The sequence below is a fragment of the Aureicoccus marinus genome (assembly GCF_002954325.1).
Taxonomy (GTDB): Bacteria; Bacteroidota; Bacteroidia; order Flavobacteriales; family Flavobacteriaceae; genus Aureicoccus; species Aureicoccus marinus.
Genome location: NZ_MQVX01000001.1, coordinates 1578911 through 1604072, shown reverse-complemented (window position 1 = coordinate 1604072; position 25162 = coordinate 1578911). Strand labels below are relative to the sequence as shown.

The window sequence follows — 25162 nt, the reverse complement described above, 5'->3', positions numbered from 1 at the left end:
GTCAATAAAGACATCAGGCTTGGTCAGGTGAAAAATAGAAGCAAAGGTTTTGGCATTTTCGGTGTCGGCTTGATGAAATCCCGATTCAAATCATAGTTTCTGGCGTTTCCTCGAAATCCGTATTCGGCCGGACCATTTTGATTGACTCGACTCGTACTGTTCCGGTTAAGCGCACCACCAACATTGTAAATGGGGATGGAAGCGATCACTGTGTTCTTGGGCACTTCTTTTTCTCCTGTAGCCAGGTCACGCATAAGCATCATACAGGCATCAATTCCATCTGACTCTCCCGGGTGAATTCCGTTGTTGATCAGCACAAGAGCTTTGTCTTCGCCGATTTTCTGGAAGTTGAAGTTCCCGTCCGGGTTATAGGTGACCAAGTGCAAAGGTTGCCCACTATCTGTCTTGCCCAGGGTTTGTACGTTGATAGAGGGAAAGGCTTTGGCCAAATCCAAGTAAAAGGAAATTACCTCCTCGTAAGTAGGCGTTTGGGTTCCTCCTTTTTCTTCGTAAGGTGTCACCCAGTTTTGGGCATCCGTATCAAGGGCTTCTTTACATTGTTGGAGCAGAAGAATGACACATCCTGTACACAGCAGTTGAACAGCTTTTTTCAAGGGTAAACGGTTGTGGTTGAACGATGGTTTGAACCACAAAGGTACCAATTTTAGGGCCTTGGGAAATACAGTGCAAAGGAACTACCTATACCTTACTTCACTGCACATGCGAATTTGGCCACCGGAGTATTCCATCTGGTGAAAGGTTTTATACAGGTCGAATATTTTATCACCAAATCCCTTAATATCAATACCTTTTCCGTTGTCTTCAACCAAGAGTAGGGTGGATTCCTTATTCGGAATGGTTCTGATGGTCATTTCAGAAGCTTCCGAAGTATTGCAAGATTCTCAAGGTATTTTAATGCCTTATTATGCCTTATGGAATCGTGTAATTCCAAGACATCGATAAAACTTTTTCTACTTTGCCTCGGATTTGTATCAAAAAGCTCGTGCCAGCGATCGGACGCAAGAACGATATCAATATTAGTGTCTAAATAAGCGGTTGAAGAAGGCAGCTGCCGAATATGCAGGGCAAGGGTAGAAGAGGTTGGTGTTTTCAAACGTAGGGTTTTTAAGATTCATAATAAGCAGGACTTACAATATCAATGCGGTAATTCGTGTAGAATAATGAATTGTTGCCAAACGCTTAAAAGCTTTTGTAAATAATTCGAAATGAGTCTTTTACGGTTTGCGAACCGCCGCAGGAACCAGCTTGGTATAGTCTCCTCCGTGACGGATTACCTCTCGTACAATGGAAGAGCTGATATACGACTTTCCTGAGGAAGTGAGCAAAAAGACCGTTTCAATTTCCGAAAGGTGACGGTTGGTGTGGGCGATAGCTTTTTCGAACTCAAAATCGGCTGGATTCCGAAGTCCTCTTAGAATAAAATCGGCGCTGATTTCTTTGCAAAAATCTACTGTCAAGCCTTCATAAGTCATCACCGTGATCTTGGGCTCGTCCTGAAAGGTTTCTTCAATAAAACGCTTTCTTTCTTCCAAAGAGAACATATAGCGCTTATCGGAATTGATCCCAATACCAATAACCAATTCATCAAAAAGGGTAACCCCTCTTTTGATAATATCGTAATGCCCCAGCGTTAGGGGATCAAAGGAACCTGGAAAAATGGCTTTGCGCACACTCATAAGTGGTTGGCATTGATTCACGTTTGTTAAAGGTACGGCTAATCGGGTATTTTATTTGCCCATGGCATTTTCAACAGCTGAAGAAAATAAATCTTCCAAACTGATTCCGGCGCATCGGGCCTGTTGAGGCAATAAACTTTCCTCTGTCAGGCCGGGGGTGGTGTTCACCTCCAATAAATAAGGGGTGTCATCGACGATGATAAATTCACTTCTGCAAAAGCCTTGTGCTTGAAGCAAGCGGTAAATTCGATCAGCCAGTTTTTCGATCTTCAGGCGTAGATCGTCCGGAATTCTGGCCGGAGTTATTTCCTGAGATTTTCCTTCGTACTTGGCAGCGTAGTCGAAAAAATCATTTTCAGAGACAATTTCAGTCATAGGTAAAACCCTGGGTTTACCTTCGTACTCAATTACTCCGACAGAGACTTCTGTTCCATCCAAAAAGGCTTCGATAAGTACTTGATTGTCTTCTTTGAATGAGAGGTCTATCGCTTCAGGCAGATTTTCCTTCTCGTATACTTTACTTATCCCAAAACTACTCCCCGCACGATTAGCTTTCACAAAACAGGGTAAGCCCACCTGCTCAATGATGGAATCCAGATCGTAGTCGTCTCCTTTGTTGATGGCAAAGGAAGGGGCAGATAGAATACCGTATCTCCTGAGAACGCTAAGCAAATCTCGTTTGTTGAAGGTCAGGGCAGCCGTGTAGGAATCACAGCTGGTTTGGGGGATTCCCAACAATTCAAAGTAGGCCTGGATCAACCCATCCTCCCCGGGCGTTCCGTGTATGGCATTAAAGACGCAATCAAAGTGGATGAGTTGTGCTTCCAGCTGCAGGCTAAAGTCACCCCGGTTTACAGGTACCTGCTTCCCTTCCGGGCTCAGGTAAACCCAATCATCGGTATTGATGTCAACGGGGTAAACCCGGTACCCAGCTGCTTCCAGGTACTTTTGAGCCACCTGTCCGCTTTTGAGCGAAATCTCCCTTTCGCTGGAGTAGCCGCCCATGATTACAGCAATGTTCTTTCTCATTATCGAATAACTGCGGGCAAAATAACTAAAAAAGGGCCGTTTTTCTATATTTGTCTTTCATACGAAAGCTATGCGCAACCTCTTTCAGTTTTTAAAAAGTCGTGCCTTTTTTGCACAGATTCTTTTGTCGGTGGTGGTGTTCTTCGTCTTGATCTGGGTCGTTCTAGGCTGGTTGAAGAGTTATACCAACCACGACGAATACGTTGAGGTACCTGACTTTTCCAAGTTGTCCACTTTAGAAATGAAGATGGTTGCTGAGGAAGCTGGTTTGACCTACAAAATATTGGATTCCTCCAACTACAATCCAGAGTATCCTCGTTTCTCCATCCTGGACCAGAACCCGGCTCCGGGCACCAAGGTGAAGGAGAATCGCCGGATTTACTTTACCGTGAATCCGTCAGGATACAAAGAAGTCACTGTTCCTAATATTATCCAGATTACGCGTCGTAATGCCGAGTCTCGATTGCGAGCCGTTGGCTTGGAAGTAGAACGGGTGACCTATATCGACCAATTAGGTAAAGACATGGTTTACTATGTCAAGTACAAAGGCAAGGATATTGGAGAAGGGGCCAAGTTGCCCAGGACCTCAAAGGTAGAGCTGGTTTGCGGGAATGGTACCATCCCAGGTAGTACCCGTATTCAAGACGAAAGCCCTCAATAATGTCTGATACATCAATGCCTGAAGGACCTGCCGAAATGGAAGGTTCTTCTGCCGAAGATCTTTACGAGCATTTCAAGTTTGCAGCGGCTGCAGGGCAGGAGCCCTTGCGGGTCGATAAATACCTCCTCAATTTTATTGAAAACGCTACCCGGAATAAAATCCAGCAGGCTGCTAAACAAGGTAATATATGGGTAAACGGGCAGCAGGTTAAGCAGAATTACAAGGTCAAGGCGGGAGACTTGGTACAAGTTTTATTTGCTCATCCACCACACGAGTATCTGCTAACCCCGGAGGATCTACCGGTAGATATAGTCTATGAAGACGATGAACTCTTGGTGGTGAATAAGGCTGCCGGCATGGTGGTGCATCCGGGGCATGGAAACTATTCTGGAACCTTGGTCAATGCTCTCTTGCATCATTTTGAAAATTTGCCTCGAAACGCTCAACAGCGACCCGGTTTAGTGCACCGGATCGATAAGGATACTTCCGGTTTATTGGTGGTTGCCAAAACGGAGGAAGCGATGACCCACTTGGCCCGACAGTTTTTTGAAAAGACAAGTGAGCGCGAATATTGGGCTTTGGTCTGGGGGGATGTTGAAGAAGATCAGGGGACGATTGACTGTGCTGTTGGTCGCCATCCCAAGAATCGCCTGCAGATGACCTGTTTTCCGGAAGGAGATCAGGGAAAATCAGCCGTGACCCATTACAAAGTGATCGATCGGATGAGGTATGTCAGTTTGGTTTCTTGTACCCTGGAAACGGGACGTACCCACCAGATACGGGTGCACATGAAATATTTAGGGCACCCTCTTTTTAACGATACTCGCTATGGGGGAGATCAAATCCTCAAGGGAACCCACTTTACCAAATACAAGCAGTTTGTTGAAAATGCCTTTCAGGTATTGCCCCGCCAGGCCCTGCATGCTCGTACCCTCGGCTTTGAACATCCGAAAACAGGGGAATTCTTGCGATTTGAAGCGACTATTCCCGAGGATATGACCGAAGGTATTGCCAAATGGAAGAAGTACGCCCAGTATCAATAGGGCTTATTTCGGTATTGACTTTGTTGACTTAAAGTAGCCTTCATAAGAGCGGAATAGGTCTTATTTTTGCAGAAGACTGAAGGAACTATGACCATGAAAATTGTAATCTCGCCCGCAAAATCTTTGGATTGGGAAACGGCTTTGCCTACTGATCGTTATTCAGAACCCCGTTTTGCCCAGGAAGCGGAGCGTTTAGGTAGGGAGTTGCAGAAAAAATCCCAGCGCTCCTTGTCCAAGTTGATGAACCTCTCGGCCGCATTGGCGGAGCTTAATTGGGCGCGAAATCAAAATTTTAACTGGCCACAGAATACGGACAATGCCCGACCTGCGGTGTACAGTTTTAACGGGGATGTTTACCAGGGCTTGGATATGGCTAGTTTTCCTCTTGACAAATTGGAGGCCCTTCAGGATCAACTTTTTATTCTTTCCGGTCTCTACGGGCTTCTTCGCCCCCTGGATCTTATTCAGCCCTACCGCCTGGAAATGGGGACCTCTCTTCGGGTCAATAGCCGCAAGAACTTGTATGAGTTCTGGAAGAAGAAATTAACCGCTCATTTGAACGAACAGTTCGGGGAGGGTGATGTGCTGGTTAACCTGGCCAGTAAAGAATATTTTTCTGTGCTGGACGCCAAGCAGATCAAGGTGCCAATAGTAACCCCCAACTTCCGGGAACTTAAGAATGGTAAGCTTCAGATGGTGAGTTTCTTCGCGAAGCAGGCACGCGGGAAAATGACCCGTTTTATTTTGGAAGAGGGGATTCAAACTCCAGAGGACTTACTCGGATTTGATCTCGATGGGTACCGATACAGTGAAGAGCACTCCAAGTCAGCCATGGAGCCTTTGTTTATCCGTTAGTCGAAACAAACCCCCACAGCTCAATAATATAGCTTAGTTCGCGTTTACAAAGGGAAGTTAAGCCTTATGAAACGCCTATCACCTTTCACTTTTGTCCTTGCCATGATCATCGGATTGACCCTTGTCGTGGCCTGTGAGGAGGACCGTGATGACAGTCTAACCTCTCCCCAGATCCGAGTTCAGAATAAGGACACCCTGTTGTTTTCTGCGGTAAGTCTTGGTGACGATTTTGTCGAGTTCATCGACGTGAATGCTGGTGGATACTCCGATTACGTTCCCGCTGCCGAGATGCCTTTCTTTTCGACGATCGAGGTAGAAGCCCTTGGCGAAACCTATACCCTGGAGGCTGCGCTGGATGGATATCCGGCTACTCTTCCTCTTGGTTTTTACACTTATGCCTTGTCTATCAATTCTGAAGGAGAATTGGTATTGGACTTCATTATCAACTAATTTTTTAGATCTCTTTTCACGAATTTTCAGGGAATCGTTAAAGTTTTTGGCGATCTGCCCTTGTCTTCCCCTACGATAAAAGCTAAGTTTGTTATCGGTCCTAGGAATGCTTTTCTTAAAGTAAATAGGGCTTTGAACAGGAGTTAAGACGTTGAAAAACAGTAGATTTTGAAGATCAAAAAAGTTCTAGTCGCCAACCGAGGCGAGATCGCGATACGGATAGGCAGAGCATGTGTGGAAATGGGGTTGAAGACCGTTGGTATTTACACCTATGAAGACCGTTATTCCCTGCACCGATATAAAGCAGATGAAAGCTACCAAATTGGAGGTGTAGATAATCCCCTGAAACCCTATTTGGATATTGACGAGATTATTCGGGTTGCTCTAGAAAATGATGTTGACGCCATACATCCCGGTTATGGGTTTTTATCGGAGAATGCCAGTTTTGCACAGGCCTGTGCTGACAATGGGATCATCTTTGTCGGTCCTAAGGTTTCTGTATTAAAGGCTTTAGGTGATAAAATCATGGCCAAAAAGGTGGCTGTTGAAGGCAATGTGCCAATTATTCAAAGCAGCCAAAAGGAGCTGACATCCGTCGAAGTAGCCCAGCAAGAAGCAAAAGCCATTGGTTTCCCTGTTATGCTGAAGGCAGCTTCTGGTGGTGGAGGACGAGGAATGCGGGTCATTCGTTCGGCCAAGGAACTAGAAAAGGCCTATAACGAGGCGCGAAGAGAGGCAGGCAAGGCATTTGGAGATGACACGGTTTTTCTGGAAAAATATGTCGAAAATCCCAAGCACATCGAAGTCCAAATTGTCGCGGATCATCACGGGAATATGGTTCACCTTTATGAAAGGGATTGTTCCGTTCAGCGCCGCTACCAAAAAGTGATCGAGTTTGCCCCTTCTTATGGTTTACCCGAGAAAACCAGGCACGAACTCTTTCAATATGCCATTACGATCTGTAAAGCGGTTGGCTACAACAATATTGGAACTGTTGAGTTTCTGGTCGATCAGAGCGGCGAGGTTTTCTTTATTGAGGTAAATCCGCGTATTCAGGTCGAGCACACCGTTACCGAGATGGTCACTCAAGTTGATTTGGTCAAGACCCAGATCTATGTGGCTTCGGGCTATTCCTTGCACGATGAGATGATTCAAATTCCCCAGCAGGACGAGATTCCTTTGCAAGGCTACGCTTTGCAATGTAGAATCACTTCGGAAGATCCTGAAAATGACTTTAAACCCGACTACGGTATCGTAACAACTTACCGGTCTGCCTCGGGTTACGGTATACGACTAGATGCGGGTAGTATTTACCAGGGAGTACGTATTTCCCCTTTCTTCGATTCTATGCTGGTAAAAGTATCGGCCCAAGATCGCGATTTGGATGGCGCTTGTAAAAAGATGCTTCGGGCATTGGCAGAATTTCGAATTCGGGGGATCAAAACCAATATGCCTTTTTTGTCTAACATCCTGAATCACGATCAATTCCGCCAAGGGGAAGTCACGGTTAACTTTATTCAAAATGAACCTGGGCTATTTCAGATTCATGAATCCAGAAACCGGGCCAATAAACTGGTTTCTTATTTAGCGGAAGTCATTGTAAACGGGCATCCCGACGTCGCTCCTGAAAAGGTGCCTACCCGCTTTCCGAAGACGGTGGTACCCGATTTCGATCGGCATGCGACCCATCCTAAAGGAACAAAGGACCGCCTGACCGAACTGGGGCCAGAAGGCTTTGCAGCCTGGCTCAAGGCTGAAAAGAAAGTACATTTTACGGATACAACTTTCCGCGATGCTCATCAGAGTCTGCTCGCAACGCGGATGAGAACCTATGATATGATGAAGGTGGCGGAGGGATTTGCCAAAAATCACCCGGAGATTTTTAGTATGGAGATTTGGGGTGGAGCGACCTTTGATGTTTGCCTTCGATTTTTGAGGGAAAATCCTTGGGAGCGTTTAGCACTTTTGCGTCAGGCCATGCCCAATGTTTTGACTCAAATGCTGATTCGGGGTTCGAATGGGGTCGGTTACAAGGCTTATCCCGATAACCTTATTGAACGGTTTGTCGCTCAGGCCTGGGAGACGGGATTGGATGTTTTTCGCATTTTTGACTCCCTCAACTGGATGAAGTCCATCGCACCCTGTATCGAGTATGTTCGTACCCAGACCGGAGGACTCGCCGAAGGATCTCTTTGCTACACCGGCGATCTTTTGAATCCAGAACAGACCAAATACAACCTGGCTTACTATACCCAATTAGCGAAAGACATTGAGAATGCGGGTGCCCATATTCTGGGAATCAAGGATATGGCTGGACTTTTGAAGCCCCAAGCGGCCTATGAACTCGTCAGTGCCCTTAAAGACACGGTCTCTATTCCGATACATCTACATACCCACGATACGTCATCTGTGCAGGCAGCAATGTACCTCAAGGCTATTGAGGCTGGGGTTGATGTGGTGGATCTTTCTCTTGGAGGTCTATCTGGTTTGACAGCCCAACCCAATTTTAATTCGGTGGTTGAAATGTTGCGTTTTCACGAAAGAGAGCAGCGATTAGATACTGATAAGCTCAACGAGTATTCGGACTATTGGGAGAATGTTAGGGCCTATTACGCTCCCTTTGAATCCGGTCTAAAAGCAGGAACCGGAGCCGTCTATGCCCATGAGATACCGGGAGGACAATACTCCAACCTCAAAGGGCAGGCGATTGCCTTGGGCTTGGAAGCTAAATTTCCGGAAATCACTAAGATGTATGCAGAAGTCAACGAGCTCTTTGGCGATATTATCAAAGTGACGCCAAGTTCCAAAGTGGTAGGCGATATGGCCCAATTCCTCATCAGCAATGGGCTGGAAGTCGAAGATGTTGTTGGAAAAGGAGCAGAGCTTTCTTTTCCGGAATCCGTAAAGAGTTTCTTTAGAGGGGATCTGGGTCAGCCCGTAGGCGGTTTTCCGGAGGCTGTACAAAAGGCTATTCTCAAAGATGAGACCCCTTATACCGATCGGCCGAATGCTCATTTGGAGCCCGTTGATTTTGACAAAGAATTCAAGGCCTTTAAGCGCAAGTACGGCAAGGGAATGGGACGAAAACTGGAGATCAATGATTTTCTTTCTTACCAGCTTTATCCGAAGGTCTTCGATCAGGCCTATGAGCATCATTTGAAATACGGGAATGTGATGAATATTCCAACCAAGAACTTCTTTTATGGGATGGAAATTGGCGAGGAGATCATGGTGACTATCGAGCAAGGAAAAAATATTTTGATTCAGCTCCAGCTTGTCGGAGAGCCCGATGATAACGGTATGGTTTCTCTTTTTTTCAAGGTCAATGGTCAGTTGAGTCATGTACAGGTCAAAGACCAGTCCATTGTGGTTAAGGAAGAAAAGAACGAGGTCGCCGATGCCAACAACCCAGAACATATTGCTTCTCCTTTGCAAGGTTTACTCTCTAATGTCATGGTTACTAAAGGGCAAAAAGTAAAGCGAAATCAGCCACTTTTTGTCATTGAGGCGATGAAAATGGAAACCACGGTTACCGCCATCGATGACGGGGTTGTTGATCGTGTTGTCTTGAATTCCGGTAGTTTGGTCAGTGGAGAGGATTTGGTGTTGGTGGTTAAGCCAGCTTAAATGTTTTTGCATACCCATCCCTATCCGCCCTTTGTTTTTCCTGATACAGAAAAGTTGATCGTTGGAACCCTTCCGCCACCTCGATTTACCACAGGGGAATTGAAAGAAGGGGATGTGCACTTTTGTTATGGTAGCCGGGATGGTCAACTTTGGCCTATTCTGGATAGAATATTCGGTCTCGACCTGGAATATGCTGACACGGCTTGGGCTGTGGACCAGCGACAGTACTTTTTAAGAAGCCGAAAAATTGGGGTATGCGATATTGTTGGAGAGGCCCGACGCAAAAAAATAGATGCAACTGATTTGGGGATGCAGGAGGTCGAGATGCGCGACTTAATCGGTGTGCTCAACCAGTACGAAAAAGTGCATCAACTACTATTGACCGGTGGTAACAGCAAGAATGGTCCCGAGTATTTTTTAAGGCGATTACTAAAACAAGAAGGGATCGATTTAGAGGCAATAGTCGAAAATGTTCCGCGACAATACCGGTTTCAATTGCCCAAGAGTACTCGATGGATAAAGACGGTTTCTTTGACGGCACCTTCGGGTTCTGCTAACAGGGCGGTAGGCTCGATGGCCTTGTATAAAGAAAAGAAAAAGCAGGATCCGTCTTATACTACCCTTGACTTCCGCGTGGACCAGTACCGCCCATTTTTTTAATTTCCAAAATCAACAAGCGGATGAGCAAAACGAAGGGAAATCCGTGAAGTACCACATCAAACCAATCGCTTGCTTTCATGCCTACCGCTCCTCCCGAAATCCAACGAATTTTACCGAGTAGATGAGGTTCCGGGGAATAAGGCGCTAAGCCCAAAGCGAGGCAGAGCAAGAGAACGATACGCCACTGGTTAAAGAGTTTCATGCAGTTGGAATTTAAGCCGGCTTGCCCGGGCGTATGGCTTGAACAAAATCAGTAGTGCCTTCGGGTCCGTGAGCGCCTAAGTGTTTAATGAATGCCGATCCGATAATAGCGCCTTTTGCCGTTGAGGTGGCTTGTTCAAAGGTGGTGGAGTCGTGAATTCCGAAACCAACGACCTGCTCATTTTGAAGCCCCATCTGGTCAATTCGATTGAAGTAGTCAAACTGTTCTTCTCCAAACCCGCTTTTTGCGCCTGTTGTGCTGGCGGTACTTACCATGTACAGGAAGCCTTTGGAGGCCTCATCGAGTTCTCGAATACGAGCTTCTGGGGTCTGGGGAGTGATCAAGAAAATCGGCAGGAGGTTGTATCTCTCGTAGATTTCCTGGTATTCTCGCTGGTACACGTCTACGGGTAGATCTGGCATGATGATTCCATCGATGCCTACTTCTTGGCATTTTTTGCAGAAGGCCTCCACCCCGAATTGGAGCATCGGGTTAAAGTACCCCATCAGCACCAGGGGAATGTCAATTTCTTCCCGAACCCCTTCCAATTGCTCAAAGAGTTTAGCGGTACTCATCCCATTGTGCAGGGCCTGGGTGGAACTGTCTTGTATCGTCGGCCCATCGGCTAGGGGATCACTAAAAGGAAGCCCTATTTCGACCAGATCAACTCCTGAATCCTGCAGATTCTTTAAGATGGTCCGGGTATCTTCCAAGGCGGGATATCCAGCGGTGAAGTAGATGGAAAGCACCTTTTCTGGAGCTTTCATTCGCTCTGTAATACGGTTTGTTTGTGCAGTCATGAAGGCTATTTAAGAATTGCGCTAGAGGTTGAAATAATCAATATAGGTTTGCAGGTCTTTGTCTCCGCGACCAGAGAGGTTCACCACCACAACCTCTTCAGATCCGAATTTTTTCTGATCGAAAACGGAAAAGGCGTGGGATGTTTCGATGGCTGGAATTATTCCTTCCAAAGCAGAGAGTTCCCGACCCGCCTGCATAGCATCGTCATCAGTAACCGAGATGAATTCCGCTCGTCCAGAGCGGTAGAGGTGGGCGTGCATGGGGCCTACTCCCGGGTAATCCAATCCGGCCGAAATGGAGTAGGGTTCGGTGATCTGACCATCAGGAGACTGCATTAACAAGGTCTTGCTGCCGTGAATGATGCCTTCTTTTCCAAGAGCGGAAGTTGCTGCGCTTTCGCCACTATCGATGCCTTTACCAGCCGCTTCAACGGCGATGATGTTGACTTCCGGTACATCGAGGTAGTGGTAATAAATTCCAGCTGCATTTGAGCCTCCACCTACACAGGCAATGACGTGGTCCGGGCTAGTTCTTCCTTCTTTCTCCTGAAGCTGCGCCTTGACTTCTTCTGAAATCACGGATTGAAAACGGGCGACCATATCCGGGTAGGGATGAGGTCCTACCACAGATCCTATGATATAGTGTGTGCTCACCGGATTGTTAATCCAATCGCGAATGGCTTCGTTGGTTGCGTCTTTGAGCGTCCGACTTCCTGAGGTCGCGGGTCGAACTTCTGCACCCAAAAGTTTCATGCGAGCCACATTGGGAGCCTGTCTTGCGATGTCAATTTCGCCCATATAGACCACACATTCAATACCCATAAGGGCACAAACTGTTGCTGTAGCCACCCCGTGCTGTCCAGCACCGGTTTCGGCAATGATGCGATTTTTTCCTAACCGCTTTGCCAGCAGGATTTGACCGATGGTGTTGTTGACCTTGTGTGCTCCGGTATGGCAGAGGTCTTCTCGCTTAAGATAGATCTTCGTCTTGTACTTTTCGGATAGTCGCTCAGCAAAATACAAGGGGGTAGGGCGTCCAACATAATCCCGCAGGAGGGCATCAAATTCTTCTTTGAAGGAAGCTTCCTCCGTAATCTTGAGGTACTGGGTGCGTAACTCTTCCGTATTGGGGTAGAGCATTTCTGGGATATAGGCTCCACCAAAGTCGCCATAATACCCTCTTTCGTCTACGTGGTAAGTACTCATAATTCTCCTTTTATAGCGTGTCTAAATTTTTTTAATGCACTGATATTTTTAAGCCCTGGCGCATCCTCAAACTTACTGTTGATATCTATAGCGATGCAGTGTTTTGCTCCCGGTTGCCTCAGGAATTCTTCTAATTTTTCAATGGATTCCAATCCTATGCCGCCACTTAACCAATAAGGGGTTGAACCCGTGTATTGATCCAATAAGCTCCAATCGAATTCGTATCCGTTTCCACCGGGTAGAGGACCTTTGGTATCAAAAAGAAAGTAATCTACCCACTCGGTGTACTGGTCCAGCGTTCCAAAATCGAAATGCTGGGAAGGGGCAAAAGCCTTGATAAGGGGAAGGTCAACCAGGGTTTTGATTTTTTGTACATCAGAAGGCTGTTCGTTTCCGTGTAGTTGTACAAAGTCCAATTGATCCCGTCTGGACATTTCAGCAATGGTTTCTGCATTCTCGTCAACAAAAACACCCACGCGTTTGATTTGCTGGGGGACAGCAGAGAGATCCACCCCCTTAGCAGGCAAGGCGCGGGAGGAGAGTTCCCAGTAGATAAAACCCATATAATCGGGTTCCAAACCGGCCACTTCTTCAAGGTTATCTCTATTTCCGCAGACCTTCCACTTCATTTTACGATAGGCTTTTGGATTCTTGAATCAATTGCCGCAGTCGTTCTCCAGGAGCCTGGTTTTTCATCAGGCCTTCACCGATTAAAAAGCCCCGAAAGCCATGACTCGCGAGATCGTCAATTTCTTCTTTACTGGACAATCCACTTTCAGAAATACAAATGCGGTTATTGGGGATAAGTTTTGAAAGCCGCTTACTGGTCTCCAGACTCACCTCAAAGGTTCGAAGGTCCCGGTTGTTCACCCCCACCAGACCAATACCTGGATGAAGATCAGCAGGCAGTTCGTCTTCTTGGTGAATTTCTAGTAGAACTTCCATGTCTTCTTCTTGTGCATAAGCTGCGAATTCGTTGATTTCGTGGTGCTCCAATACACTGCCGATCAGTAAGACAAAGTCGGCACCATAGGCCTTCGCTTCGGTAATTTGATAGGTGTCCACTACAAAGTCTTTTCGCAAGAGAGGAAGGGAACAGCTCGCGCGGGCCAGGAGTAGATCCTCTAAACTTCCGCCAAAGTATTTGCCGTCGGTTAGAACGGATAATGCCCGTGCCCCAGCTTTTTCGTACCCTGCAGCCACTTCCTGTACACTCAAGCCCTGGTTGATGGAAGGGCGGGAAGGAGAACGGCGTTTGTGTTCGGCAATAATTCCGGCTTGGGCTTTAAAGGCTTCCACCACCGAGACCCTTGGGCGCTGATACAGCGGACGATCGCGTAAAGAGGTCAAAGAAATCAAGGACTTTTTAGAAGCGATTTCTCTTTCTTTATCAGCGACTATTTTTCCGAGAATAGTGTCGGGATACCTCATATTTAAGTGCTTTTCTGACTTAGGTTCTGTAGTGTTTTAAAAGCCTTAAGGGCAGCACCGGAGGCCAGGGATTCCTCGGCTTTTGTACGAGCGTCTAACAAGGATCCTCCTTCGACGGTTTGAATGGCCAAAGCGGCATTGGCACAAACCACCTGTTTTTGAGGCGATGTGCCTTCCCCCTCGAGAATTTTGACAAAGAGCTCCGCTGAGTCGGCAACCTCTTCCCCTCCTTTAATTTCATCAGCGGACAACTGATTCAAACCAAAATCGGAAGGACTCAAAATACCTTCCCGTTCATGGGTGATCGTTTTTACAGAACCCGTAAGGGAGACCTCGTCATAGCCGTCCAAGGCGTGAACCACGGTAAAGCGTTTGTCCGTATTTTGGTAGAGGTAACCATATAGTCTTGCCAGCTCAAGATCGAATACTCCAACCAATTGGTAGTTTGGAAAGGCGGGATTTACCATGGGACCAAGCATATTAAAGAAGGTCTTTACAGCCAGTTCTTTGCGAATAGGCGCAACGGTTTTCATCGCTGGATGAAAAAGAGGGGCGTGCAGAATGCAAATGCCGGCCTGGTCAAGGCTGCGTTTAAGGAAGTCCTCTTCGTTGGTAAAACGAATGCCCAAGTGCTCCATCACATTGCTGCTCCCACAACGAGAAGAAACACCGTAGTTGCCGTGTTTGGCCACCTTAACCCCAGCGCCAGCGGTAACAAAGGAGGCCAGGGTCGAAATGTTGAAGGTGTCCTTTCCATCGCCCCCTGTTCCGCAAAGATCGATGGGATTGAACTCCTTCAAGTCTACGGCTTTACACAATTGAAGAAGGGCATTTCGAAAGCCTTCCAATTCTTCAATAGAAATACTTCGCATCATATAAACCGTCATAAAGGCGGCCATCTGACTCTGGTTGTATTTACCCTCTGCCATGGAGGTTAGTACTTCCTGTGCGTCTTCCCTGCTGAGGTATTCGTGGTGTATGAGTTTATTGAGAATCTCTTTCATCTTATTTTTTACTTGCGTTTAACCAATTTTGAAGCATTTGCTTTCCATTCGGGGTTAATACCGATTCCGGGTGAAATTGTACTGAACACAGATCGTATTCCTGGTGTCGAATCGCCATGATTTGCCCTTCAGCATCTTCGGCGGTAACCTTAAGACTATCGGGCAGGTTATTGGGATCCACCACCCAAGAGTGGTAGCGACCGACTTCAAATTCACTTCCCAATCCTTCAAATAAGGCTCAGGAGCCACCACCTGAATCGGAGTGGCAATGCCGTGAAACACGTGTGGTAAATTGGTGAGTTTTGCCCCAAATACCTCTGCGATGGCCTGGTGCCCAAGACAGACACCAAGGATACGGTGGGTAGGAGCGCATTGTTCAATTAGAGCTTTCATTTTTCCAGCCTCGTCTGGAATTCCCGGACCTGGAGATAAGACGATTTCGCTAAACTCCGAAAGCATTTTCATATCGACTTGATCATTGCGACGTACCACGACTTCACAGCCCAATTCATTGAGGTAGTGAACCAGGTTGTAGACAAAACTGTCGTAGTTGTCGATCATGAGAATTCTTCGTTTCATCCTAAAGCTCTTCTGCGATTTCTAGTGCCTTCTGCAAGGCTCCGAGTTTGTTGTAGGTCTCTTGTAATTCACTTTCTGGATCGGAAGCTGCTACAAGTCCAGCTCCTGCTTGAAAATAGAGGGTGTGGTTTTTGCTGAGGAAGGTTCGAATCATGATGGCGTGGTTAAAGTTTCCTTCAAAATCCATGAATCCAATAGCACCTCCATAGTACCCCCTTTGAGTAGGTTCGTAGCGCTCAATAAGCTCGAGAGCTTTCGGCTTGGGTGCCCCACTAAGGTCCCCGCCGGAAAAGTATCTGCCACCAATTGGAGGGTATGGCTGTCTTTGTTTTTGGTTCCGGTTACCTTGGAAACCAGGTGGATAACATGAGAGAAGTACTGTACTTCGCGGTAGGTGTTCACTTCCACGGCATGGCCGTTTCGACTTAAATCGTTGCGTGCCAAATCAACCAGCATAACATGCTCGCTGTTTTCTTTTTCGTCCTGAGCAAGTTGTAAGGCCAGTTCTGCATCTTTCTGGTCGTTCCCGGTTCGTTTGTAGGTTCCTGCAATAGGGTGGATTTCGGCAATGCCATTTTTTACGACTAATTGGGCCTCCGGTGAAGACCCCAGGATTTTGAAATCCGTATAATCAAAGTAGAACAGGTAAGGGGAGGGGTTGATGCTTCTCAATGCACGGTAAACATTGAATTCGTCCCCTTTGAATTCCTGTTGAAAACGCCGCGAAAGAACCAATTGGAAAACATCTCCGCGGGCACAATGCGCCTGCGCCTTTCTGACCAGTTCTTTGTACTCTTCGTCTAAAATATTGCACACTTTTTCGCCTACCCGCTCAAAAGGATAAGAGGCAAAGTTTCGGTTGTTGAGCAATTGCTCCATCTCTTGCAGATGATCTCCTTCGTCTTGCTGATGAGAGAAGAGATAGGCTTCATTCTTGAAATGATTAATGGCAATGATTTTGCTGTACACCGCATAGTGCAACTCGGGAATCGCAGTTTCCGAATCCTTGCGTTTGATATCGACTTTTTCAAAATGCTTTACGGTATCGTAGGTCATATAACCGAATAAGCCGTTGTGAGCAAAAGCAAAGCCAAGGGAGTCGGTTTCAAATTGCTTGGAAAAGTCCTGTAATAAAACAGTGAGATCTTGGTCCGCTAAGGCGGTTTCTTCCCTACTTCCGTCTGGGTACTTGCGTTTGATTGTATCACCATCCAGCCTGAAGTAGGCGATGGGGTCGCAACAGATATACGAAAAACTGTTGTCGTTCGCGTGGTAGTCACTGCTCTCGAGCAAGAGGCTGTTGGGGTACTGATCCCGAATTTTTAGGTAAACACTCACTGGCGTGAGGGTGTCTGCCAAAATTTTTTTGTAGTGGGTGTTAAGCTTGTATTTTTTCATTCTTAAAAAAGAAAAAAGGCTTGTCGTGATGACAAGCCTCTTAATATTATGGATAAAGGTTTTTCTCACGATCTTACGTTCGCGAGACTCCACCAATTATTATTCGTTTGTGAACAAATCATATCCCAAATATAGTTCAGGAGAACGTATATCCCAAAACGAATTTTAGAATTCCAAATCCGCAACGATTTTAAAATCGTCGTAGATGGTTTTATCGCCTAGGTTGTCAAAGAAACTACCTGAGCCATAACGTACATCAAACTGAGAACGGTCAATCGTCAGATCGGCAGTTGCCTTGCTTCCAAAAACGGCTACTTCAAAAGTAACGGCCTTGGTGATTCCTTTGATGGTCAGGTCTCCCGTTACTTCGTAGGCATTTTTACCAGCGGACTTAACACCGGTGAAAACCAATTTAGCGGTAGGAAATTTTTCTACTCCAAAGAAATCATCTGATTTCAAGTGGCCTTCTAATTTGGTTTTTCCACCACCAGTCAAATCAGTAGCGACAAGAGATGTCATGTTGACAACGAATTCTCCACCCACCAATTTTTCACCGTCAAATTCGAGGTGACCTGATTGGATTCCAATAGTACCAGTGTGAGAGCCAGTAACCTTGTAGCCTTTCCAAGTCAAAGTGCTGGAGGAGGTTTTTACTTCTTTTTTGTCGCCGTCTATAGTGTTGGCAAAGCTGTACCCTCCCATGAGTAGAGAGAAAACAGCGGCAATGAGGGTTTTTTTCATGATTGAAAATGTTAGAATTAAATTTTAGATAGAGGTGATAAAATCATCTTTAGGGTTCCGAACTTTTTTAAGATGCTGGTTGGCATCTTCTTCGGAACGGTATCCAACGGCCATCACCACGCAAGCCGTTAATCGTTTTTCGTCTAGTTTTAGAATACGGTTGTACTCAGCAGGAACAAACCCTTCAATAGGGCAGGTGTCTAACCCCAGTTCAGCTGCAGCCTGCAGCCCGTTCCCTAAAGCGATATAAGCTTGGCGAGCACACCAGTCAGCCTTGCGATCGGCCGGCCAGGGGCCCAGGGTTTGTTTCATAAAGTTGCCATAGCCTTCGAGTTGTTCTTTTTCGATACCGCGGACCTCACTGATTTGGTCCAAATAATTGTCAATCAATTGATCATCGAAGTCCGTGCAACTGGCAAAGACCAAAAGATGAGAGGCCTGGGTAATTTGAGATTGATTCCAGGAATGAGGCTGAAGCTCTTGTCTTATTTCCGGTGTTTCAATCAGGTATACCTGGTAGGGCTGTAGACCATAGCTAGAAGCACTTAAGCGAATCGCTTCGAGCAGTTGGTCGATTTCTTCTTGTGAAGCCTTTTTATCAGCATCGAATTTTTTCGTGGCGTAGCGCCAGTTTCTTACACTAAGTACGTCTTTCACTTTACTTTGATTTTGTCTAAAAGAATATTGAGTTGTTTGAGCTCTTCTTGATTTAAAGCATTGAGCAGGTGGCTTTCTGATTCTGCAACGGATTTATCCATTTTAAGGAGTATATCGCGACCCTTAGGGGTAATGTCGATTTCGACCTTTCGGCGATTGCTCGGGCAGGTCTGACGAGAGACATATCCTTTGGCCATAAGTTTATCGACCAATCGCGTTGTATTACTCATCTTGGTGACCATTCGGTCATTAATCGTAAACATATTGGCGGGTTCTCCTCTACGTCCTCGTAGAATACGTAAAACATTGAATTGCTGAAGGGAAACTTCAAAGGGCTTAAGGGCTGCCTGTAATTCTTCTTGAATGCGGTGGTGAACCAAGGTCAAATGGATAATACTCCTGGTTGTGGTCCTGAGCTCGGAAGAGGTTTGTATGTGCTTTTCAACATTCATGTTTCTACAATAATTGTATATACAAATATACATTGACTTCTTGACATCCTTACGTTTGCAAATCCAAAAGATGTGTTAAAATTTTAAATCAGTCCTACCAATCATTACCTTTAAGCCTAATGAAAAAGACGCTATTCCCCCTTGTGGTGCTGCTTTTTATGGCGGCATGCAAAGAGCAAAAGAAGAAAGAAGTTCAACCTGATGTGACCAATGAGGTGCAGGAGGTGACCGATCTTTTAGGCGGAAAATATCCGATTTATGATTTCAAGGGTCTGCAGCCATTTCTAGAACAAAATAACGACACCACATATATTGTAAATTTTTGGGCAACTTGGTGTGAACCCTGTGTCGCTGAGTTGCCTTATTTCGAAGACCTGGGCAAGAACTATTCGGAGGAAAAGGTCTCTGTAATCTTGGTAGACTTGGATATGAAGAGAGCTTGGGAAAATCGTCTATTGCCCTTTTTGGAAAAACGACAATTGAGTTCTAAAGTGGTTATTCTGGATGACCCTAAGCAGAATACTTGGATCCCTCTGGTGGATGAAGAATGGGGAGGCGGTATACCGGCTACCCTGATTTACAAGGGAGATGAGCGTCAGTTTTACGAACAAGGATTTAGCAAAGAAGAGCTCCTTACGGCCTTCTTGGAAATACATCAATCAAAGTAACCCACAAAACCAAGACATTATGAAAAACCAGAAATCAATTTACGCCTTATTGCTTGTCCCTGTTTTTATTTTTGCGCTACTGGGATTTACAGCCGACACCGAGGAGGTTGCTGCCGGGTATAAAGTTGGAGATATCGCAGAAGATTTTTCACTTCCGGGGATTGATGGAAAAATGGTTTCTCTGGCTGACTACCCCGATGCGAAAGGTTTTTTGGTCATTTTCACCTGCAACAGTTGTCCTTATGCTGTGGCTTATGAGGACCGTATTATTGCCTTAGATAAAAAGTACAAAACCAAGGGCTATCCGGTGCTTGCGATTAATCCCAATAATCCCGAAATCAAGCCGGCAGATAATTTTGCTGCCATGAAGGTCCGCGCGGCAGAAAAAGGCTTCACTTTCCCCTATCTACTGGATAAGGGTCAAACAGTCTACCCGAAGTATGGGGCAACCCGTACCCCCCATGTTTACCTTCTTCAGAAAACCACAGAAGGCAACAAAGTCGAATACATTGGTGCGATTGATGACAATTACCAGGACGCTACTCAAGTCGAGGAGAAATTCGTTGAATTGGCTGTTGATGCTCTGCTTACCGGTAAAGAGGTAAAAATTAAAACGACCAGAGCCATTGGTTGCTCGATCAAGTCCTAGATTTCGATCCGTCCGATTTTTGCGTTTCGCTTTCGCTTTCCGGCGAACAGATGTTATTTTTGAGTCCTTAAAGAGGATGTTATGATAGATCTTTCACAATCAGAATGGATTGAACAGAAAGAAAAGGATGTAGATGCTGTAATACTGGATGTGCGCACGGATGAAGAAGTCGCTGAAGGTATCATTGAAGGGGCTATCCATATTGATATTTATGGAGGACAGGCCTTTCTGGATGCTCTAGACGAATTGGATTCCAGCAAATCCTACTATGTATACTGCCGATCTGGAAACCGCAGCGGTCAAGCTTGTGCCATCATGAATTCTAAGGGTTTCGAAAAAACCTACAACCTAAGAGGGGGTGTTATGGAATGGCAGGGACCCCTCGTTCAGAAGGACTAAACCAAAACGGCTGCTATGGCCAAGAGATACGAACTGCTCTACTTTTTCCAAAAACGCGGATTTGAAGTCTGTCGGCGTATAGCGGAGCGTTGGGGTATTCGAGCTCGAGTAGTCCGAACTTCCTTTATTTACCTCACCTTCGTCACTCTGGGTTTTGGTTTTGCCCTCTATTTATTTTTGGCTTTCTGGTTAAAAATAAAGGACTTGCTATACACCAAAAGAACTTCAGTCTTTGACCTCTAGGTATGTTTAAACTGTTCAGAACCAAAATTGCTGTTGCCCTGAGTCTCATGATCGGGGTCTTGCTGTTGGGAATGGTTGGGTATAAACTGCTTTCGGATTTCAGTTGGGTGGAGTCTCTTTACATGACCATCATTACGGTCACTACGGTAGGTTTTGCGGAAGTGAGACCCCTGGATACGACCGCCAAACTGTTTACTGTATTTTTGATCATCACCAGTGTATTCATTTTTGGATACGCTATTACGGTCATCACGGAGTACTTGTTGGAGCGCAACGCATTACAATCCTTAAGAAAACGAAAAGTGAAGAAAATCATTCAAAATTTATCCGGTCACGTGATTGTTTGTGGATACGGAAGAAATGGGCAGCAGGCGGTGCAAAAACTCAATGCATACAACCAGCCTTACGTCGTAATCGAAAAGGACAGAGAGGTGATTGAACGTTTTCAGGATGAGGTGCTTTTTATTGAAGGAGATGCCAATGAAGACGAAGTCCTTCTGAGTGCTGGTTTGAGCGAAGCGCGCTACCTAATCACTGCTGTGCCGGATGATGCCATTAACTTGTTTATCGTACTGACCGCCCGCCAATTGAACGAAGGTCTTTTCATTATCAGTCGGGCTTCCCAGCAGAGTTCCATTCGTAAATTGGAATTCGCCGGAGCTGACCAAGTAATCATGCCGGATAAACTCGGAGGGGATCATATGGCCTGTCTCGTGGTCATGCCCGATTTGATTACGTTTATGGATAAGTTGTCGATAGAAGGGAAGAACACTACGAACCTGGAGGAGGTAGAAATTGCCGAATTCGCCGATCAAATTGTCTGCAACACAATCCGGGATTTGGACCTAAGAAACCGTACGGGATGTACAATTATCGGATACATCTCACCCAGCGGTGAATACATCATTAATCCTGAAGCCGATCAAATGCTTGAAACCAAGGGGAAGGTCATTGTTTTAGGCCGTCCAGACCAAATAGAAAAGCTCAATAAAATGTTCCGCGAGGATTGATTCAAATCAGATTTTAAAGTTTGAAACCCCGTTTTTTTTTAGGATATTGGGCCCCTGACTTAATATTTAGCTAACGATTATGAAGAAGAGCAAACTGCTTTACTCTCTACTTTTTTTATTTCCAACTTTGATTTTTGCACAAGACAAAGGCCTTGACGAAAAGGTCAATGATGCTTTTATGCCTTTTGCCACTTGGTGGGAGGGATTGGTACTTACTTCTGTGCCGATTGCAGGTTATGATATACCCGTAGTCCTTTTGCTTTTGATTGCAGGGGCGACCTTTTTTACCATTGCCTTCAAATTTCCGAACATTCGTTTGTTCCCTACAGCGATCAATACCGTTCGCGGGAAGTACGATGAGCTCGAAGGAGGTCATGGGGTTGAAAAGACACAAATTAACGTGGTTGATGGAGATATTCCTGATACCATCCGTGACGAATCCCAGGAAGGGGAAGTTAGTCACTTTCAGGCCCTGGCTACTGCCGTTTCCGGTACAGTAGGTTTGGGTAATATCGCAGGGGTTGCCGTGGCCATCGCTTTGGGTGGACCGGGGGCTACTTTCTGGATGATTGTATGTGGTCTTATTGGGATGTCTTCCAAGTTTGTCGAATGTACGCTTGGTGTGAAATACCGTGATGTAGATGAGAACGGAGTGGTTTATGGAGGTCCGATGTATTACCTAAAGCGTGGTCTTCAAGAAAGAAATATGGCCGGTCTCGGTAAAGTGCTTGCGGTTATTTTTGCGATTCTCTGTGTCGGAGCATCCTTTGGTGGAGGGAATGCCTTTCAGTCAAACCAGGCTGCCGTACAAATCTCTTCCATGACCGGAATTGAAGGTGGAGCAACGGGTGTAATTATCGGTGTGATCCTGGCTGTTTTGGTAGGGATTGTTATTATTGGAGGGATTAAGAAGATCGCTAGTGTAACGGAAAAAATTGTTCCGTTTATGGCCGTTATTTATGTCCTGGCTTCCTTGGTGATCATCTTTGCTAACATCGAATACATCGGTGATGCGATCGGGATGATTTTCTCTGGCGCCTTTACGCCTGAAGCCGGAGTCGGTGGAATCATTGGTGTTATCATCGTTGGTTTCCAACGAGCGGCCTTCTCAAACGAAGCTGGTGCCGGTTCTGCGGCGATTGCTCACTCAGCGGTTAAAACCAAATACCCTGCTAGTGAAGGAATTGTTGCTCTAATGGAGCCGTTTATCGACACGGTTGTTGTTTGTACCATGACCGCACTGGTTATCATTTTCTTTAATATGGATGCTGGTGCCTTTAACTACGGTAGTGGTCAAGGATCTACGGTGTTAATCAACGAAACCCAACAGTATATTGGAGGTGTAGATTTAACTTCTATGGCTTACGATAGTGTTATTCCAGGTTTCCGTTACGTCTTGACGATTGCCATTATTCTGTTTGCTTTCTCGACCATGATCTCCTGGTCTTATTACGGTTTGCAGTCTTGGAAGTTCTTGTTCGGACGTGGTCGCACAGCGGATATTGTTTACAAAGTACTTTTCCTACTCTTTGTAATCATTGGAGCAGGAGCGACTCTTGATGCCGTAATCAAGTTTTCCGATGCAATGATTCTGGCTCTCGTATTCCCGAATATGATTGGTTTACTCTTGTTGTTCCCGAAAGTTCGTGAAGAACTCAATAAATACCTTTCTGCTGTAAGGGGTGTGAAGGAATAACTTTTATGAACTATCGAAAGCCCCGTTTTGAGTTCACTAGATCGGACCGAAGCGGGTCTTTTTTTTTGGCCCTGATTGTGGTTTGCGTTCAAGGACTTGGGCCGCATATTTTTCCATCAAATTGGGCCCCCAAGAGGGAAATACTTCAGCCTAAGGCTCATGGTTCGCCGGTAGAAAATATAGTCTACAATGCCAACTACCTCAGTGATTTTGACGCTTACCAGTTGGGGATGTCCTTAAAGGCGCTCCGTCGCTACCGATACCTCCGTGGTCAAGGTTATTATTTTAAAAATTTAGAAATTCTGGTGAGTGACCTTCATGTAAATGACTCAATGAAAAATCATTGGGAAGGTCGATTACAGTTTGTGGGAGAAGCGAGGATGCGAAAAAGACGCCAAGGACGTTCTTTTACTAAGAAGGACCTGAACCGGGTTACGGCCCAAGATTTGGAAGGGACTTATGGAATAGGTCCGGTTTTATCCAAAAGAATTGTAGCATACCGGGCCTTGCTTGGAGGATATGTTCATATCGATCAACTCGCGGAGGTGTACGGATTGACGGCAGTTATAATCAGCCGATTGAAGGAACGTTATAGGGTTGTGGCTGATTTTACACCTATTAGGATGCAAGTGGATGCAGAGAATCAGTTGGAACTCGAGAAACACCCCTATTTATCCTCCGATCAGGTAAAACGTTTAATTTTGCATCGCGAACTAAAAGGCGCCCCTCTTGAAAAGGAAGATTTAAGAGTTTTGTTGGATGTTTCTGACAAAAAGTTTAACAAGATAAAGTTATATTTGTATTTCTAATTTCACTCTCGTTGTATGATATCTGAAACGATGACTTCCATGCAGTTTGATTATACTGAAACCCAGCAAATGGTTGCCCAATCGGCCCGTGATTTTGCTGAGCAATACATCCGTCCACACATAATGGAATGGGATGAGAAACAACACCTGCCGGTTGATGTTTTGAGAAAGGCTGGCGAAATGGGTTTTATGGGTGTTTTAGTGCCAGAGGAACTAGGAGGTTCGGGATTGGGGTATCACGAGTACATCGCAATTATAGAAGAGATTTCTAAGGTGGATCCTTCCATAGGGCTTTCTGTTGCAGCGCACAATTCTTTGTGTACAAACCACATTCTCTCTTTTGGAAACGATGAGCAAAAGGCCAAGTGGATTCCAAAATTGGCCTCAGGGGAGTGGATTGGTGCTTGGGGTTTGACCGAACACAATACAGGATCTGATGCAGGTGGGATGAATACCACTGCGGTTAAAACGGAGGGTGGTTGGAAGCTTAATGGAGCCAAGAACTTTATCACGCACGGCAAGAGTGGCCAAATTGCGGTCGTGATTGCACGGACAGGGGAAAAAGGCGATAGTCATGGCATGAGTGCTTTTGTTGTGGAGCGCGGTACCCCGGGCTTTAGCAGTGGTAAAAAAGAAGATAAATTGGGTATGCGCGCCAGTGAAACAGCCGAACTCATATTTGATAATTGTTTCCTTCCAGACGAGAACCTCTTGGGAGAGATAGGGGACGGCTTCATTCAGTCCATGAAAATTTTGGATGGAGGCCGTATTTCTATTGGGGCTTTGTCCTTGGGAATTTCGAAAGGGGCCTATGAAGCTTCCCTAAAGTATGCCCAAGAAAGAGAGCAATTCGGAAGACCAATCAGTAGTTTTCAGGGGATTTCCTTTAAGCTAGCTGATATGGCCACACAGATCGAGGCCTCTGAGCTGTTGCTGCACAAGGCGGCCTTTTTAAAGAATGCAGGCCGACGTATGACCAAAGAGAGTGCTATGTGTAAAATGTACGCTTCTGAGGTCTGTGTAGATATTGCCAACGAGGCTATCCAGATTCACGGTGGATACGGGTATACGAAGGAGTTTCCGGTCGAAAAATTCTACCGAGATTCAAAATTATGTACTATAGGGGAAGGGACTACCGAAATCCAAAAAGTAGTCATCTCAAAAAATATCCTCAAGAAGTAGAGTCCTTGAAAAAA

The 25162-nt window shown here is 45.7% G+C and carries 28 protein-coding genes and 2 pseudogenes; 14 read left to right on the top strand and 16 right to left on the bottom strand.

From position 1 onward, the window contains the following. Positions 1 to 23 precede the first annotated feature (23 nt). The 5 genes from BST99_RS14625 to BST99_RS07465 all read right to left on the bottom strand — a co-directional run bounded on the left by BST99_RS14625 (position 24) and on the right by BST99_RS07465 (position 2726). Positions 24 to 614: a M14 family zinc carboxypeptidase gene (locus BST99_RS14625; RefSeq protein ID WP_245916210.1), complete on the bottom strand. Its 591-nt coding sequence runs from the start codon at positions 612 to 614 to the stop codon at positions 24 to 26. An 81-nt stretch (positions 615 to 695) separates the two neighbouring features. Continuing rightward, entirely contained in the window at positions 696 to 872 is a 177-nt protein-coding gene (locus tag BST99_RS14345; protein WP_181044182.1) for a hypothetical protein, read from the bottom strand. After that, positions 869 to 1114: a hypothetical protein gene (locus BST99_RS14215; protein ID WP_146106237.1), complete on the bottom strand. Its 246-nt coding sequence runs from the start codon at positions 1112 to 1114 to the stop codon at positions 869 to 871. The genes BST99_RS14345 and BST99_RS14215 overlap by 4 nt, the downstream gene beginning before the upstream one ends. 121 nt (positions 1115 to 1235) lie before the next feature. Then, a complete protein-coding gene (gene coaD, locus BST99_RS07470; RefSeq protein WP_105002463.1) occupies positions 1236 to 1691 on the bottom strand; it encodes a pantetheine-phosphate adenylyltransferase in 456 nt (151 codons plus the stop codon). Positions 1692 to 1748: 57 nt separating this feature from the next. Continuing rightward, positions 1749 to 2726, bottom strand: coding sequence for a D-alanine--D-alanine ligase (locus BST99_RS07465; RefSeq protein WP_105001242.1), 978 nt, complete (start codon positions 2724 to 2726; stop codon positions 1749 to 1751). Positions 2727 to 2796: 70 nt separating this feature from the next. On the opposite strand from BST99_RS07465, the gene BST99_RS07460 reads away from it, so the two are divergent. The 6 genes from BST99_RS07460 (at position 2797) to BST99_RS07435 (ending at position 10022) form a co-directional block, all read left to right on the top strand. Beyond that, the gene (locus tag BST99_RS07460) at positions 2797 to 3387 is read left to right on the top strand and encodes a PASTA domain-containing protein (protein WP_105001241.1); all 591 of its coding nucleotides are present in this window, start codon (positions 2797 to 2799) and stop codon (positions 3385 to 3387) included. Beyond that, positions 3387 to 4430, top strand: coding sequence for an RluA family pseudouridine synthase (locus BST99_RS07455; protein ID WP_245916209.1), 1044 nt, complete (start codon positions 3387 to 3389; stop codon positions 4428 to 4430). The genes BST99_RS07460 and BST99_RS07455 overlap by 1 nt, the downstream gene beginning before the upstream one ends. A gap of 93 nt (positions 4431 to 4523) precedes the next feature. Further along, entirely contained in the window at positions 4524 to 5285 is a 762-nt protein-coding gene (gene yaaA, locus BST99_RS07450; protein WP_105002461.1) for a peroxide stress protein YaaA, read from the top strand. Between the two features lie 66 nt (positions 5286 to 5351). Further along, positions 5352 to 5735, top strand: coding sequence for a hypothetical protein (locus BST99_RS07445; RefSeq protein ID WP_146106236.1), 384 nt, complete (start codon positions 5352 to 5354; stop codon positions 5733 to 5735). A 168-nt stretch (positions 5736 to 5903) separates the two neighbouring features. Further along, positions 5904 to 9362, top strand: a complete 3459-nt coding sequence (locus BST99_RS07440; RefSeq protein WP_105001239.1) for a pyruvate carboxylase — start codon at positions 5904 to 5906, stop codon at positions 9360 to 9362. Then, entirely contained in the window at positions 9363 to 10022 is a 660-nt protein-coding gene (locus BST99_RS07435; RefSeq protein WP_105001238.1) for a uracil-DNA glycosylase family protein, read from the top strand. Here the strand turns inward: BST99_RS07435 and BST99_RS07430 are convergent. From BST99_RS07430 to BST99_RS07380, 11 genes and pseudogenes are all read right to left on the bottom strand, one after another. Continuing rightward, positions 9979 to 10224 (bottom strand): hypothetical protein, encoded by a 246-nt coding sequence (locus BST99_RS07430; RefSeq protein WP_105001237.1) that lies wholly within the window; start codon positions 10222 to 10224, stop codon positions 9979 to 9981. The genes BST99_RS07435 and BST99_RS07430 overlap by 44 nt on opposite strands. 11 nt (positions 10225 to 10235) lie before the next feature. Further along, entirely contained in the window at positions 10236 to 11024 is a 789-nt protein-coding gene (gene trpA, locus BST99_RS07425) for a tryptophan synthase subunit alpha (RefSeq protein WP_105001236.1), read from the bottom strand. A 21-nt stretch (positions 11025 to 11045) separates the two neighbouring features. After that, the gene (gene trpB, locus BST99_RS07420; RefSeq protein WP_105001235.1) at positions 11046 to 12230 is read right to left on the bottom strand and encodes a tryptophan synthase subunit beta; all 1185 of its coding nucleotides are present in this window, start codon (positions 12228 to 12230) and stop codon (positions 11046 to 11048) included. After that, on the bottom strand, positions 12227 to 12859 hold the full coding sequence (locus BST99_RS07415; protein WP_105001234.1) for a phosphoribosylanthranilate isomerase: 633 nt from the start codon (positions 12857 to 12859) through the stop codon (positions 12227 to 12229). The genes trpB and BST99_RS07415 overlap by 4 nt, the downstream gene beginning before the upstream one ends. A 1-nt stretch (position 12860) precedes the next feature. Continuing rightward, on the bottom strand, positions 12861 to 13661 hold the full coding sequence (trpC, locus tag BST99_RS07410) for an indole-3-glycerol phosphate synthase TrpC (RefSeq protein ID WP_105001233.1): 801 nt from the start codon (positions 13659 to 13661) through the stop codon (positions 12861 to 12863). A gap of 2 nt (positions 13662 to 13663) precedes the next feature. Continuing rightward, positions 13664 to 14665, bottom strand: coding sequence for an anthranilate phosphoribosyltransferase (trpD, locus tag BST99_RS07405; RefSeq protein ID WP_105001232.1), 1002 nt, complete (start codon positions 14663 to 14665; stop codon positions 13664 to 13666). Position 14666: 1 nt separating this feature from the next. After that, a pseudogene (locus BST99_RS07400) lies at positions 14667 to 15244 on the bottom strand (anthranilate synthase component II). Between the two features lies 1 nt (position 15245). Further along, positions 15246 to 16642 (bottom strand): annotated as a pseudogene (locus BST99_RS07395) (anthranilate synthase component I family protein). A gap of 165 nt (positions 16643 to 16807) precedes the next feature. Continuing rightward, positions 16808 to 17383: a YceI family protein gene (locus tag BST99_RS07390; protein ID WP_105001231.1), complete on the bottom strand. Its 576-nt coding sequence runs from the start codon at positions 17381 to 17383 to the stop codon at positions 16808 to 16810. 24 nt (positions 17384 to 17407) lie between these two features. Further along, on the bottom strand, positions 17408 to 18040 hold the full coding sequence (locus BST99_RS07385) for an NAD(P)H-dependent oxidoreductase (RefSeq protein WP_105001230.1): 633 nt from the start codon (positions 18038 to 18040) through the stop codon (positions 17408 to 17410). Beyond that, positions 18037 to 18492: a MarR family winged helix-turn-helix transcriptional regulator gene (locus BST99_RS07380; protein ID WP_105001229.1), complete on the bottom strand. Its 456-nt coding sequence runs from the start codon at positions 18490 to 18492 to the stop codon at positions 18037 to 18039. Before BST99_RS07380 ends, BST99_RS07385 begins: the two co-directional genes overlap by 4 nt. A 119-nt stretch (positions 18493 to 18611) precedes the next feature. Here BST99_RS07380 and BST99_RS07375 point away from each other — a divergent pair, with 119 nt between their 5' ends. The 8 genes from BST99_RS07375 to BST99_RS07340 all read left to right on the top strand — a co-directional run bounded on the left by BST99_RS07375 (position 18612) and on the right by BST99_RS07340 (position 25148). Then, a complete protein-coding gene (locus BST99_RS07375) occupies positions 18612 to 19160 on the top strand; it encodes a TlpA disulfide reductase family protein (protein WP_105001228.1) in 549 nt (182 codons plus the stop codon). Between the two features lie 19 nt (positions 19161 to 19179). Beyond that, complete coding sequence (locus BST99_RS07370) at positions 19180 to 19809, top strand: thioredoxin family protein (protein WP_105001227.1); 630 nt, start codon at positions 19180 to 19182, stop codon at positions 19807 to 19809. 81 nt (positions 19810 to 19890) lie between these two features. Then, complete coding sequence (locus BST99_RS07365) at positions 19891 to 20208, top strand: rhodanese-like domain-containing protein (RefSeq protein ID WP_105001226.1); 318 nt, start codon at positions 19891 to 19893, stop codon at positions 20206 to 20208. 15 nt (positions 20209 to 20223) lie between these two features. Further along, positions 20224 to 20451 (top strand): PspC domain-containing protein, encoded by a 228-nt coding sequence (locus BST99_RS07360; RefSeq protein WP_105001225.1) that lies wholly within the window; start codon positions 20224 to 20226, stop codon positions 20449 to 20451. A gap of 2 nt (positions 20452 to 20453) precedes the next feature. Further along, on the top strand, positions 20454 to 21461 hold the full coding sequence (locus BST99_RS07355; protein WP_105001224.1) for a potassium channel family protein: 1008 nt from the start codon (positions 20454 to 20456) through the stop codon (positions 21459 to 21461). Between the two features lie 79 nt (positions 21462 to 21540). Beyond that, on the top strand, positions 21541 to 23157 hold the full coding sequence (locus tag BST99_RS07350; RefSeq protein WP_105001223.1) for an alanine/glycine:cation symporter family protein: 1617 nt from the start codon (positions 21541 to 21543) through the stop codon (positions 23155 to 23157). 5 nt (positions 23158 to 23162) lie between these two features. Further along, complete coding sequence (locus tag BST99_RS07345; RefSeq protein ID WP_105001222.1) at positions 23163 to 23966, top strand: ComEA family DNA-binding protein; 804 nt, start codon at positions 23163 to 23165, stop codon at positions 23964 to 23966. Positions 23967 to 24005: 39 nt separating this feature from the next. Beyond that, positions 24006 to 25148 carry an acyl-CoA dehydrogenase family protein gene (locus BST99_RS07340; protein ID WP_105002460.1) on the top strand — a complete coding sequence of 381 codons (1143 nt, stop codon included), beginning with the start codon at positions 24006 to 24008 and terminating at the stop codon, positions 25146 to 25148. Positions 25149 to 25162 lie beyond the last annotated feature (14 nt).